This window comes from Arthrobacter sp. Soil736, assembly GCF_001428005.1.
Classification (GTDB): Bacteria; Actinomycetota; Actinomycetes; order Actinomycetales; family Micrococcaceae; genus Arthrobacter.
On sequence record NZ_LMSB01000034.1, the window covers coordinates 417,712 to 430,434 of the forward strand.

The following is a 12,723-nucleotide window of genomic DNA, read 5'->3' on the forward strand; positions in this document are numbered from 1 at the left end:
TTGCTCGCTCAGTAGGCCCGAGACGTCCGGCATTTAGCCGACGCCGCCGCGGGCGCCGCCCGCAGCCTACCTGGCAGAGCCCACCGCCAGGTGCTGCACCCGTCCGTCCACAAACGTGGCCAGTGCCTGCGCAGCAGCCAAATCATCCGGGGCAACCGACAGCGGGTCGACGTCGAACACCGTGAAGTCCGCGCGCTTGCCCACTGTGACGGACCCGGAGACCGCCCATTCCCCCGCAGCCCTTGCGGCGTGCGAGGTGTAGCCTTCGAGCGCCTGCAAAGCAGTGAGTGCCTGGCCCGGAACGATCGGCTGTTCGCCCTGGCGGCCGGCCCGCCGTCGTAATTGCGCGTCCGCCAAAATGGGCAGCGGTTCGAACGGGGCGATCGGCCAGTCGGAGCCGAGCCCCAGGGTGGTTCCCGCCGCGCGGAGGTCCGCGCACCGCCAGGCGTTGTTCGCGCGTTCGGTTCCGAGCCGGGTGGACCAGTTGTCCGTCTGGTCGGCGCGGGAGTAGTGGGTGCAGTGCGTCGGTTGCATGCTCGCCGCCAGGCCCGCGCGGGAGAACCGCTTAATGAGGTCGTCCGGGACGGTTTCAAGGTGTTCGATCCGGTGCACGGCCGCCGGTCCGCCGGGAGGCAGGGACTGGAAGGCGTCCAGGACTGCGGCCACTCCGGCGTCGCCGATCGCATGCGTGGCGGTGGGAATGCCGCGGCCAGCGAAGAAGCGCACCGCCTGTGCATATTCCTCGGGGCGGGGCCAGAACGGGGCCACCGACTCCCCATGTACATCGGGCTCAAACAGCCACGCCGTGCCGTTGTCCACCGTGCCGTCAACGAACAGCTTGATCCCGGCCACCTCCCAGCGCTTTCCGCCCAGTCCGATCTGCTCCGCGAGCCGGTGCCAGTCTTCCTCGCCGGTGCCGGGCATGCACCACGGCGAAATCCTCAGGCGCAGCGGGAGGCCGCCGTCAAGATCGTCTTCGAGGGCCCGGTAGAGCTCCAGCGAGCCCTCCCCGCAGTCCATCACGTGCGCTCCCGTCAGCCCGGACCGCGCGAACTGCGTGAAGAGTTCCGCCAGCCTCGCCTTCCGCTCGGCGAAGGACTCCGCCGGCATCACCTGCGCCACGAGCTCGACGGCGGCGGCCTCCAGCAGGAGCCCCGTGGGCCTGCCGCTGGGGTCGCACACCACCTCCGACGCCTGGTCGAACTTCCGCGGACCGGTGACCTCCGCGATTTCGAGGGCGCGGGAACTGGCCAGCGCTGAATGCCCGTCAAAGAGGCGGACGAGGCAGGGCCGTCCGGCGACGACGTCGTCAATCAGCTCGCGGTGGGCGGCGGCGGATCCGAACACGTTGGGGTCCAGGCCCCAGCCCCGCACCCAGTCCCCGTGCGCTGTTGCTGCCGCTTCGGCGCGCAACAGTGCGCGCACCTCGGCAAGGTCGTTAGCGCCGGACAGGTCGCAGCCGCGTGTCAGCTCCAGGCCAAGGACGGGGTGGATGTGGCAGTCCACCAGGCCGGGAGTCAGCACGGCGGCACCGAAGTCGATGACCTCCGCGGCCGGCCAGTTCTCGGCATCCGAACGGCTTCCGAGTGCGGCAATCACGCCGCCCTGGACCGCCACGGCCTGGGGCGCGGGGTTCCCGGGCGACCGGCCGTCCATCGTGTGGACGGTGTCGGCGAGGATGATCAAATCAGGATTCATGGGTTTCGAAGCTGCCAATCTGTGCGAAGGTATCGGGACGGTGGCGGCGCACCCAGCGGGCGGCCAGGAGCCCGGCGATGAAGACGACGGGCGTCACCAGGATGAGGATGGTATTGGTCAGCGCGTCGGCGAACGTGAGCAGCTCGATGTTCAGGCCGATCAGCAGCACCACGCCGAAGAGCAGGATGGCCGATGCCAGGCTCAGCGGCACCATCAGTTTGTGAGTGGCCGCAGCCGGATTGCGGCGCAGGTAGAGGAAGGCTGCGACCGAAACCAGGCCCTGGAGCCCGACGATGCCGAAAATCCCCGGCGTGTTCACCCAGATCAGCAGCTGCTGGTAGGGATCGGCGTTGAGCAGGGCGCAGATGGTGATGACCACGGCGGCGAGAACCGTCTGCAGCTGGCCTGCGCGGTGCGGGGACTGGAACCTGGGGTGGGTGCGGCCGAGGAAGGCGGGCAGCACGCCGTCGCGGGCCAGCATGTAGACGTAGCGGTTGATCGCGTTGTGGAAGGCCAGCTGCGAGGCGTAGACGCTGGTCACGATCAGGACGTACATAACCACTTCGGCCCACGGGCCCACATAGTGATTGATGGTCTGGAAGAACATCCCGCCGGCCAGTTCGCCCGCGGCTTCCACGGCACGGTCTTCGCCGTAGGCCTGGACCACGGTCCAGACGATGAAGGCGTAGAAAACGGACATGAAGCCGACGGCGATGTACATGGCCCGCGGCACGGATTTGTCCGGGTTGCGTGCCTCGGAGCGGTACAGCACGGTGGACTCGAAGCCCATGAAGGCGGCGAAGCAGATGCCAAGGATTGCCAGGACGCCCGGGCCGAACGCCTGCTCCGGGCTGAAGGAACCCACGCTGATCCCGTGGGCTCCGCCGCTGCCGAGGATGCCCACTCCCATCACGGCCAGGATGCCCGTCTCGGCGACCAGGAGCACGCCGAGCACCTTCGCGCCGACGTCGATCCCCCGGTAGCCGAGGAACCATACGGCTGCGACGGCGGCGAGCGCGACGGCCGGCCACGGCACCTCGAGTCCGAACAGCACTTTGAGCATGTCGTGGGTCTGGACGGCGAAGAGACCGTAGACGCCGATCTGGAGGCAGTTGTAGGAGACGATCGCCAGGATGGCGGAGGCCAGTCCCACGGTCTTGCCCATGGCCAGCGAGATGTAGGTGTAGAAGCCGCCGGATGCCTTGACGTGGCGGGTCATGGCCATGAAGCCGATGGCGAAGAGGGTGAGTACGATGCCCGCCATGAGGTAGCCGGCCGGGGCGCCGATGCCGCCCACGCCGATGGCTACGGGTGCCACGCCCGCCATGACGGTGAGCGGTGCTGCTGCCGAGATAACGAGGAAGGCGATGCCGCCCGTACCTAGGGCATCGCGTTTGAGGACGCCGTCCGCGGACGACGTCGGTGGTCTGGTTTGGGTATCCGGCACTAGTCCGTCCTTTCTTGGGAGCCCGCCTAAACGAAAGGCTTTCGTTTATTATGGAGGCGTGTGGCGCAGAGCACAATAGTTTTCCCAAAACGGCGTCGCGGAGTCCCGCCGACTAGGCTGGGTCTGACGTTCAAGAGCTGCAGTCAGGAGAACCCATGGGGCGCCCGCTCCTCCCGCTGATATCCGTGGAGGCCCTCACCACGGCCGCCCTGGAGCTGGTTGATGAGAGCGGCGACTTCAGCTTTCCGAAACTGGCGAAGAAGATCGGCGTCAGCCAGTCCTCCATCTACAACCACGTCAGCGGCAGGGACGAGATCCTGGAGCTCCTGCGCCACCGGATCATCACCGAAGAGCCGTATCCGCCTGTTGACCACAGCGACTGGGAGGCTGCCCTGCGGGTCCTGATCCGCGCCTACCGGGACGCCTTTGCCCGCCATCCGCGGCTGGCGCCGCTGCTGGTGCTGCAGTCCATCACCGATCCGGACGTCATCGGCCTCTATGAGGACCTGGCATTGGCCCTTGAGGGGGCGGGGTTCCGGGGACGGGACGTGGTGGCGGCCATCTCCACGATCGACAGCTTCGCCCTCGGAGCCGCCCTGGACCTGGCTGCTCCGGAAGTTGTCTGGGACCCGCCGGCGGAGGGCTACCCCACGCTCAAGCGCGCTCTCGGCAATGCAGGACCCTCGGAGGAACGGGGCGGGCACGCCTTCGACTTCGGCCTTGACGTGATTATCGGCGGACTCCGGGCGAAGCTGGCTTAGCTACGCAGCTTCAGTGCCCGGCGGCCTTCGCAGCCTTGGCGGCGGCCTTGGCGGCCTGCTTGCTGGCGCGCACCTTGCTCAGCGACTCCGGATCCACAATGTCGGCAACAGACAGGAACGCGTCCTCCTGGCCGTAGTGGCCAGCTGCCTCGCGCCAGCCTTCCGCCTGGAGTCCGCACTGTTTGCCAAGGAGCGCGAGGAAGATCTTTGCCTTTTGTTCGCCGAACCCAGGTAACGCCTTGAGCCGGCCTAGCACCTCCTGGCCGTCGGGGTCGCCCTGCGTCCAGATGGCTGTGGCGTCCCCGTTCCAATCATGGTGCACGGTCTCAGCGAGGGCCTGGACGCGTCCGGCCATGGATCCCGGGAAACGGTGCACGGCCGGCTGCTCCTTGAACACCTCCACGAAGCCCTGGGGGTCGTACCCGGCGATCGCCGCAGGGTCCATGGATCCGATGCGCGTCCGGATCTTTTCGGGACCGGCAAACGCCGACTCCATGGTCACCTGCTGGTCAAGCAGCATGCCGGTGAGCAGTGCAAACGCGTCATCGCTGAGCAATTTATCGGCAGCGGGGTCCCCTGTGATGTGCAGTTCCATGCGTCCTATCCTCCCACCCGCTCCAGTCCGCGTCAGGGGTTGCCCCTCAGCCGGCCCCGCAACGACGCGGCTCCCCACGCCGCCAGGAAGGCAGCCACGAGCAGCAGCCCGGCGTCGCCCAGATCGATGGCCGCCAGCCACGCCGTCACGGGATCCCCCAGGCCGAACGCCGCGTCGAAAAGGCCTCCGAGGGTGATGACGGCGACGAAGAGTGCCGACAAGGACGAAATGCCCGTAATCACGGCGTTGAAGCCAAGCTTTCGGCTGGGATCATGAATGGCGGACTTGTACATCCGCATCATGGCCACGCCGTTCAATGAATCGCAGAACGTCATCGACGCCGCGAACGCGAACGGCAACGCCATCAGGGCCAGCGGCGACACTCCGGCGAGGGATGCCGCCGTCGTCATGACCAGGAGGCCGATGGTCGTGGCGGTGTCGAACCCCAGCCCGAACAGGAAGCCGATTGCATAGATGTTGCGCGGGTGCTGGACGCGGGACAGCGGCTTGGCCAACAGCCGTGCAATGAAGCCCTTCGCCTCGAGGTCATCCAGGGAGATGCTCGCGCCCGACCGGGAGCTGCGGTAGAGCTGTGCAGTTCGCACGAACGCGGAGCCGTTGAAGATGCCCATCAACAGCAGGAAAAGCCCGGAAACACCGCTGCCGATGAGCCCCAGGACGAGGTTCCCGGTTGTGCCCTCCTCCATGAGGCGCCCGACGGCGGTTGCACCGGAAACCACGAGGACGCCTGCCAGGACCACCACCGAGCTGTGCCCCAGGCTGAACGCGAAACCGACGCTGACAGGGTCCCGCCGCTGCGCGACGAACTTGCGCGTGGAGTTGTCGATCGCAGCGATGTGGTCCCAGTCGTAGCTGTGCTTAATGCCTGCCACATAGGCGGTCAGGACCAGACCCAGCGCCAGCGGCTGGCCGGCACTTGCCGTGCCGAGTGCGAGGAGGGAGACGGCGGCAGCGTGCAACGCGATGACAGCACCGAACGTCCACAGCAGCCTGGTGCGCATCGACAGCTGTTCGCGAGTGCGATAGAGGACGGCCAGGTCTGTCAGCGTTGTCATCAGTGCTTCCTCAGGTTCAGGGGATCCTGACCGTTCCAATTGTGACGCAACAGCGCTGTGCACGCACCCAGCAAACGGGCGAGCTCCTCCGTGCTGTTGGCCAGCGAACGCACTATGAGGCCGGTGGTGCCGGCGACGGAGTGGGTCAGGGAAATTCCGGTGTAGGCGTCATGGCCCTGCGTCACGGAGTGGAGTTCGTCGGCGAGCGCCTGGTCCACGCGCGGGTCCACCACAATGAGCGACCCCAGATGGCTGAAGCCCTCCATGAAGGCCATGCCGGTGACGTCGTTGAGGGGCGGACGGACCAGCAGGTTGTCGAGAGCCAACAGTTCCGTGCCTGCGCCAGTTTCCACGTGGATCTCGCTGCGGAGCCGCAGTTCCTCGTACCGGAAGGAGGAGCCGTCCGGCGACCACCCCGGAGTGATCACCTCGGACATCATCAGGCTCGACGACGGCCGCACCGTGATGTGCGTGTTCTGCCGGTAGCTGGCCTCCCGGTACGCGATGAGCTGGTCCGGGGCGAGTTCGAGCTGCGCGCCGTCCCCCAGCCGCAGGGTCATTCGTTGCTCGGCAAAGGACCCCGGAGTCCGGTAGATCTTCGTCGCCGACTGCGTGGTCAACAGCAGCTTCGCGCCGTCCCCCACCTCCACATCGATGACGTAAAGGTCCGCGCCAAGATACGCCCCGCCCGGATTCACGAGGACATAGCAAACCTGGCCGCTGTCATCCAGATAGTGCGGCCGCAGTACTCTCAAGGCGCCTTGATGGAACTGCCTCGAGGCAATCGATTTCCCGCGGCGTTCAGTGATAAGGAGTTCAAGACGGCCCCTCTCGGGCCGATCAGCGGACCCGGGTGAGATGACTGCTTGAGCCGGCTCGGCCGCCGTCGTGCTCATTGCGCCAGGTCGAGCATCAGGACGTCCCGCCGCACCCATTCGATGACGGCGTCGAGGCCTTCGTCGGTCTTCAGGTTGGTGAAGCAGAACGGCTTGGCACCCCTGAACTCGCGGGAGTCCTTTTCCATGACGGCGAGGTCTGCGCCCACGTGCGGGGCGAGGTCGGTCTTGTTGATGATGAACAGATCGGACTTGATCATGCCCTGCCCGGCCTTGCGCGGGATCTTCTCGCCCTGCGCCACGTCGATGATGTAGATCGAGAAGTCGACCAGTTCCGGGCTGAACGTGGCGGAGAGGTTGTCGCCGCCGGACTCCACGAAGATCACCTGCAGGTCCGGGTGCCGCTTCTTGAGCTCCTCGATGGCCGCCGTGTTCATGGAGGTGTCCTCGCGGATTGCCGTGTGCGGGCAGCCGCCGGTCTCGACGCCGATGATCCGGTCCTCCGGCAGGATCCCGTTGGCTGCCAGGATCTTGGCATCCTCGATCGTGTAGATGTCGTTGGTGATGGCGGCCATGGAAATTTCGCCGCTCATGTGCCGGGTGAGCCGCTCCACGAGCTGGGTCTTGCCGGCGCCAACCGGTCCGCCGACACCGATCTTGATGGGTTCAGACATTCTTTCCTCCTGCTAACTCATGAACATGCGGGCACGCTGACGCTCGTGCCGCATCTGCGAAATTTCCAGCCCGGGGCTGACGGCGCCGAAGTCGTCCGGCGTGAGGTGACCGACCTGCTCGACGGCGGCAGCAACGCCGTCGGACGCGTTCCGCAGCAGCCGCTGGCCGGCGTTCTGCCCCAGCGGGATGGCACGGACCGCGTTCTGGGTCAGGGACGTGACGGCAGCGAAAAGGTACGCGGCGAGCGCCTCCGGCAGGGGCACTCCCAGTGAACGGGCGACGACGGCGAACGCCAGCGGCTGATGGCCGGCGGAGCGGCCCGCAGTCACCAGTTCCCGATACGCCGCGAGCTCGGGAGACGGGAAGACCTCGTTCCCGATTTCCAGCAGCCGCGTGCCCATCTTGGTGCTGGCCTCCCGCAGCTGCCGCGGCAGGAGCTGCGCCGTCAGCATCGAATCCAGCTCCGCGACCGGAGCGCCCTCATAGAGGAACCGGATGGCCAGTCCGTCAGAGTACGTCAGCTGCTGCCCGATGAACGCTGACAGCCACACCCCAAAGGACCCCTCGTCATGAACCATCCCGCGCTCAATATAGGTCTCAAACCCCAGCGAGTGCGCAAACGCCCCGGTAGGAAGGGCAGAGTCAGTCAGCTGCTGCAGGGCGAGCTGGTAACTGTCAGTGCGAGTGTTCGGCATGGCGGAAGGGGACGGGCATGACGCGTTCCTGGCGGTCATAGGGCACTCCGACGTGTTTGAGATAGTCCTCCACGGTGTGGTCGTACTGGCACACCATGACCTCGGCCCCGTACTCGGAGGATGCGTCGAAGAACTGGGCCTGCAGGTGCCGGTTGCCCAGCGAGTGCGCCACGATTCCCATCTCGTGGATGGTCCGCGGCGCGATCACCAGGACGTCGGTGGGCAGCACGGACACCACGATCACGTTCGTCTCGGCCACGTGGAGGACGTCGCCGTCGCGAAGGTCAGCGGAACCGGCGGGCAGCCGGATGCCTAGTTCCTTGCCGTGGTCGGTGGTGACGCGCTGGATCCGTTTGACCAGCTGGGAGCTGGGCAGCACAACTTTCTCCTTGTGCAGCCCGAAGTAGGGATCCGCACCCGGGGCCTGATCGTGCAGGTTGCCCAGGATCTTCTCGATGATCATGTGGTTCTCCGTAGTGCTTTGAAACGGTCGTGCCTAGAAGTCGTGCCTAGAAAAGAAAGTAGCGCTGGGCCATCGGCAACACATCCGAAGGTTCGCACGTGACGTCCTCACCGTCCACTGTCACCTTGTACGTTTCCGGATCCACCTGGATGTCTGGGGTGGCGTCGTTGTACTTCAGGTCGGCCTTGGACAGCGTCCGGATCCCGGACACCGGCCGGATGACCTTCTCCAGCCCCAGTTCTTCCGGCACGCCGGCGTCAATTGCGGCCTGGGACAGGAAGGTGATGGAGGACTGCTGCAGGGCCTTGCCGAACGTGGCGAACATGGGGCGCATGGTGCGCGGCTGCGGCGTGGGGATGGAAGCGTTGGCGTCGCCCATCAGGGCATAGGCGATCTGGCCGCCCTTGAGCACCAGTTCGGGCTTCACACCGAAAAACGCCGGATCCCACAGCACCAGGTCCGCGAACTTGCCCTCCTCCACCGATCCGATGGAGTCGGCCATGCCCTGCGCGATGGCCGGGTTGATGGTGTACTTCGCCACGTACCGCTTGATCCGGAAGTTGTCGCTTTCCGCGCCCAGGCCGGAATCAGCAGAACCGTGCACACCGCCGTCAGGATCCTTCAGGACGCCGCGCTGCTTTTTCATCTTGTCCGCCACCTGCCACGTGCGGATGATCACCTCGCCCACCCGGCCCATGGCCTGCGAGTCGGAGGAGGTGATGGCGAAGATCCCCAGGTCCTGCAGGACGTCCTCGGCCGCAATGGTTTCGGCGCGGATGCGGGAGTCGGCGAACGCCACGTCCTCCGGAATGTCCGGGTTCAGGTGGTGGCACACCATGAGCATGTCCAGGTGTTCTTCGATGGTGTTGCGGGTGTACGGCAGCGTGGGGTTCGTGGAGGCGGGCAGGACGTTGGGCAGCCCGGCGATCTTGATGATGTCCGGCGCGTGGCCGCCGCCGGCTCCTTCGGTGTGGAAGGTGTGGATGACGCGGCCGTCGATGGCGCGGATGGTGTCCTCCACGAAGCCGCACTCGTTGAGGGTGTCGGTGTGGATGGCCACCTGGACGTCGTATTCGTCGGCAACCTTCAGGGACGTGTCGATCGAGGCCGTCGTGGAGCCCCAGTCCTCGTGGACCTTCAGGCCCACCGCCCCGGCCCGGATCTGTTCGGCCAGCGGCTCGACGGCGGATGCGTGCCCCTTGCCCAACAGGCCGATGTTGACGGGGAGCCCTTCTGCGGCCTGCAGCATGCGCTGGATGTGCCACTTTCCGGGAGTTACCGTGGTGGCCTTGGTGCCTTCCGCCGGGCCCGTGCCGCCGCCCACCATGGTGGTCACGCCGCTGCACAGCGCCGCGGGCACCTGGTCCGCGGAGATGAAATGGATGTGGGTGTCCACGCCGCCGGCGGTGAGGATCTTGCGCTCCCCCGCGATGATTTCGGTGCTGGCGCCGATCACAATGTCCACGCCGTCGGCGATCTGCGGGTTGCCGGCCTTCCCGATCTTGAAAATGTGGCCGTCCTTCAGGGCGACGTCGGCCTTGTAGATTCCGGTGTAGTCCAGCACCACCACATTGGTGATCACAGTGTCGGGGACATCCAGCTTTTCAGGGCCGCCGCGCGGCAGGTCGCCGTCGCGGGTCACCTGCCCGTTCTGGCCCATGCCGTCGCGGATGACCTTGCCGCCGCCGAACACCACTTCCTCGCCGTATACGGTGAGGTCCTTTTCGATCTCGAGGAACAGGTCGGTGTCGGCCAGGCGGATGGCGTCACCCGTCGTCGGGCCGTACAGGTCCGCGTACCGCCTGCGGGACAATTCGAAACTCACTGTGCTCCCCCTGCGTTTTCCTGGGCGGACTGAGCGTTTTCCTGGGCGGACGGTGCCGTCCCAAGGCTGCCGTTCACCGCGTTGCTCAGCCCGAAGACCTCCCTGTTGCCGGCCAGTGCGATCAGCCGGACGGTCTTGCTGTCGCCGGGTTCGAAGCGCGCGGCCGTGCCGGCGGGGATGTCGAGGCGGCACCCGTAAGCGGCCCGGCGGTCGAACTCGAGCGCGCGGTTGGCTTCGGCGAAGTGGTAGTGCGAACCCACCTGTACGGGGCGGTCACCGGTGTTAACGACGACGACGTCGATCGCCTCTCGGCCCGCGTTGACCACCACGGGCTCGGCCCGCAGGACGTACTCTCCCGGAATCATGGCGTTCCCCTATCGGATGGGATCGTGGACGGTGACGAGCTTGGTGCCGTCGGGGAAGGTCGCCTCGACCTGGACGTCGTGGATCATTTCCGGCACGCCTTCCATGACGTCGTCGCGGCTCAGCAGGGTGGTGCCGTAGCTCATCAGTTCGGCCACGCTCCGTCCGTCCCGGGCACCCTCAATCAGTTCGTAGCTGATGATGGCCACCGCCTCGGGAAAATTCAGCCGGAGCCCGCGCGACTGGCGGCGGCGTGCGAGGTCGGCGGCGACCACGATCATGAGCTTTTCCTGCTCGCGGGGCAGCAGATGCATTCCAGGAATCCCTTCTACGGCGGGCACCGCGGCGGCATGCAGCGGCTGCGGTGTGCCACCAGCGTATGCGGCGGACGTTTCCGCAAGATTTCAGAACATTGTTCAGGGTGCCGAGGCGCGGATCCTCAGCTCAAACTCCACTTCGACGTGCACCCCCTGCTCCGCTTGTCCGGCGCCTTCGATCCGATCGATCAGCAGCGCGATGGACCGTTCGGCAATGTCGTCCATGCCAGGGGCAACAGTGGTGAGTGACGGCGACGCGAACCGTGCCTCGTCGATGTCGTCAAAACCGGCCACGGCAACGTCCGCCGGCACGTTGACGCCGCGGATCTGCAGTTCGTGCATGGCACCCAGCGCCAGGACGTCGTTCAATCCGAAGACGGCATCGAAATCCGCGCCGCTGTCCAGCAGCCTCCCGACGGCGGATGCGCCGCCATCGCGCCGCCACTCGGCCGGCACAATGAGCGCCGGGTCAAAATCCACTCCCGCGGCGGCGAGCGCCTCCCGATATCCGGTCATGCGCAGGCCCGGGCTTCCGGCGGAATCCTCCGCCGACGCTCCAAGCACCGCTATCCGGCGGCGGCCTCCTGCCAGGAGGTGGTCCGTGAGCGCCCGGGCGGCTCCGACATTCTTCATGGTGACGAGGTCGAACCGGGGATCGTCGATGTGCTCCCCGAGCATCACAAGCGGCTTGGTTCCGCGCCGGTGGGCCACGGCGTCGGCCCCCAGCGTCAGGGGCGTGAAAAGCAGCCCGTCCGTGAGCTGGCGGAAAGTACCCTGCAGCGCGCTGAGCTCGTTCGCCTCCTCTGCCGCAGACTGCTCCACGAGCACGCGGTAGCCCCGGGCTGAGGCAACCGTCATAAGCCGTGAGGCGAGCTCGGCGTAGTACGGCACGGAGAGGTCGGACAGGACCAGCCCCAGCATCCGGGACTTTCCGGATCGGAGGCTCCGCGCCGTGAGGTTGGCCTCGTAGCCCAGCTCAGCGATCGCGTCCAGCACCTTCTGCTTGGTGGCCGGCCTGATGAACTCATAGTCGTTGAGCACGTTGGACACTGTCTTGAGGGAAACTCCCGCGGCACGGGCAACATCATTCATGGTCACGGCCATCCAAAGCTCCTTCTCGCGGCGGTTCGTCTGGGTACATCGTGACAGAAAGGTACATCGTTGCAGAAAGCGGACCGCCCCGCCCGCAAGAATTTCCCAAGGTGCCTGACCCACCCTTTCTCCATGGTCTCTACGCTCCGTGGCCTGGGCAACGTCGCCTGGCCACGGGGATATCGGGGGGAGACCCACAGTGCGGGTCCCCTAGGAAATGCCGGGGGGAGTTTCTAGGGGCCCGCCCGGGGGCAATATCTGGGGGCAGGTCTGGGGGCAAAGTTGGGGAAATGCCTGGGGGAACCATGGGGAAAGCGGGGCGGAAATTGGCGCAGAGTTCCGGGGTGCCCGTCGCGGATCGGTCCGTCGCAGACCGGGGGCTGTTCGCCTTGGTCGCCTCACATCGCGGTGCCCGGGCGGCCGGGTTGCAAGGGCTGGAACGGGCCGCCTTAGGGGTGCGCGGAACCGGGCCGGAGTTCCTGGCACGGCCGGGCTCGGGTCCCCGGCGGATCACGTCGGCAGTCATTGCGGACCTGCCCGACATCGCCGGAGCCGTTGTCCTGTCAACGTGCAACCGCTTCGAGGTCTACTGCGAAACAGCCCCCGGCGCTGACCTGAAACTGCCCGGGAGGACGTGCTGTCCGTCATCAGTATGTGTTCCGCACGGCTGCACTGCCGCGGCGGAAGCGGTGGAGCTCGCCCTCCGGCGCGTCGTGCGGCAGCTCCTTCATGTTCCCACCGCCCGGGCGCGGGAACTTGCCGCGGCCGGGCGGCGGGACGACTACACCGCCGCCCTCGAAGCCCTCTACGGGCTGAACGTGGAAGCCGAAGCCCGGCCGCAGGAGCCGTTCCTCACCCTGTCCGCCGCGGGCTAGTTGCC

13 protein-coding genes and 1 pseudogene are annotated in these 12,723 nt (G+C 66.5%); 2 read left to right on the forward strand and 12 right to left on the reverse strand.

The features are described 5' to 3' along the window. Positions 1-66: 66 nt before the first annotated feature. Both ASG92_RS18975 and ASG92_RS18980 read right to left on the reverse strand, forming a co-directional pair. Entirely contained in the window at positions 67-1,698 is a 1,632-nt protein-coding gene (locus ASG92_RS18975) for an amidohydrolase (protein WP_056631717.1), read from the reverse strand. Beyond that, positions 1,688-3,145: an APC family permease gene (locus ASG92_RS18980; protein ID WP_056631720.1), complete on the reverse strand. Its 1,458-nt coding sequence runs from the start codon at positions 3,143-3,145 to the stop codon at positions 1,688-1,690. The genes ASG92_RS18975 and ASG92_RS18980 overlap by 11 nt, the downstream gene beginning before the upstream one ends. A gap of 155 nt (positions 3,146-3,300) precedes the next feature. Between ASG92_RS18980 and ASG92_RS18985 the strand changes: the two genes are divergently transcribed. Continuing rightward, entirely contained in the window at positions 3,301-3,906 is a 606-nt protein-coding gene (locus ASG92_RS18985; RefSeq protein ID WP_056631723.1) for a TetR/AcrR family transcriptional regulator C-terminal domain-containing protein, read from the forward strand. A 10-nt stretch (positions 3,907-3,916) separates the two neighbouring features. Here the strand turns inward: ASG92_RS18985 and ASG92_RS18990 are convergent, their stop codons facing one another. The 10 genes from ASG92_RS18990 to ASG92_RS19035 form a co-directional block, all read right to left on the reverse strand. After that, complete coding sequence (locus ASG92_RS18990) at positions 3,917-4,501, reverse strand: HhH-GPD-type base excision DNA repair protein (protein ID WP_056631726.1); 585 nt, start codon at positions 4,499-4,501, stop codon at positions 3,917-3,919. A 32-nt stretch (positions 4,502-4,533) separates the two neighbouring features. Next, positions 4,534-5,577 (reverse strand): nickel transporter, encoded by a 1,044-nt coding sequence (locus ASG92_RS18995; RefSeq protein ID WP_056631731.1) that lies wholly within the window; start codon positions 5,575-5,577, stop codon positions 4,534-4,536. After that, positions 5,577-6,332: an urease accessory protein UreD gene (locus ASG92_RS19000; RefSeq protein WP_240987194.1), complete on the reverse strand. Its 756-nt coding sequence runs from the start codon at positions 6,330-6,332 to the stop codon at positions 5,577-5,579. The genes ASG92_RS18995 and ASG92_RS19000 overlap by 1 nt, the downstream gene beginning before the upstream one ends. A gap of 137 nt (positions 6,333-6,469) precedes the next feature. After that, positions 6,470-7,087, reverse strand: a complete 618-nt coding sequence (ureG, locus tag ASG92_RS19005; protein ID WP_056631737.1) for an urease accessory protein UreG — start codon at positions 7,085-7,087, stop codon at positions 6,470-6,472. 12 nt (positions 7,088-7,099) lie between these two features. Further along, the gene (locus ASG92_RS19010; protein ID WP_056631740.1) at positions 7,100-7,783 is read right to left on the reverse strand and encodes an urease accessory protein UreF; all 684 of its coding nucleotides are present in this window, start codon (positions 7,781-7,783) and stop codon (positions 7,100-7,102) included. Further along, positions 7,764-8,246 (reverse strand): urease accessory protein UreE, encoded by a 483-nt coding sequence (gene ureE / locus ASG92_RS19015; RefSeq protein ID WP_056631743.1) that lies wholly within the window; start codon positions 8,244-8,246, stop codon positions 7,764-7,766. The genes ASG92_RS19010 and ureE overlap by 20 nt, the downstream gene beginning before the upstream one ends. A gap of 46 nt (positions 8,247-8,292) precedes the next feature. After that, the gene (gene ureC / locus ASG92_RS19020; RefSeq protein ID WP_056631747.1) at positions 8,293-10,071 is read right to left on the reverse strand and encodes an urease subunit alpha; all 1,779 of its coding nucleotides are present in this window, start codon (positions 10,069-10,071) and stop codon (positions 8,293-8,295) included. After that, positions 10,068-10,436 carry an urease subunit beta gene (locus tag ASG92_RS19025; protein ID WP_056631751.1) on the reverse strand — a complete coding sequence of 123 codons (369 nt, stop codon included), beginning with the start codon at positions 10,434-10,436 and terminating at the stop codon, positions 10,068-10,070. The genes ureC and ASG92_RS19025 overlap by 4 nt, the downstream gene beginning before the upstream one ends. A 9-nt stretch (positions 10,437-10,445) precedes the next feature. After that, the gene (locus tag ASG92_RS19030) at positions 10,446-10,748 is read right to left on the reverse strand and encodes an urease subunit gamma (RefSeq protein WP_056631754.1); all 303 of its coding nucleotides are present in this window, start codon (positions 10,746-10,748) and stop codon (positions 10,446-10,448) included. A gap of 102 nt (positions 10,749-10,850) precedes the next feature. Further along, positions 10,851-11,855: a LacI family DNA-binding transcriptional regulator gene (locus ASG92_RS19035; protein ID WP_056631757.1), complete on the reverse strand. Its 1,005-nt coding sequence runs from the start codon at positions 11,853-11,855 to the stop codon at positions 10,851-10,853. A gap of 650 nt (positions 11,856-12,505) precedes the next feature. Between ASG92_RS19035 and ASG92_RS29985 the strand changes: the two are divergent. Next, a pseudogene (locus ASG92_RS29985) lies at positions 12,506-12,718 on the forward strand (hypothetical protein); the annotation flags it as partial. Between the last annotated feature and the right edge of the window lie 5 nt (positions 12,719-12,723).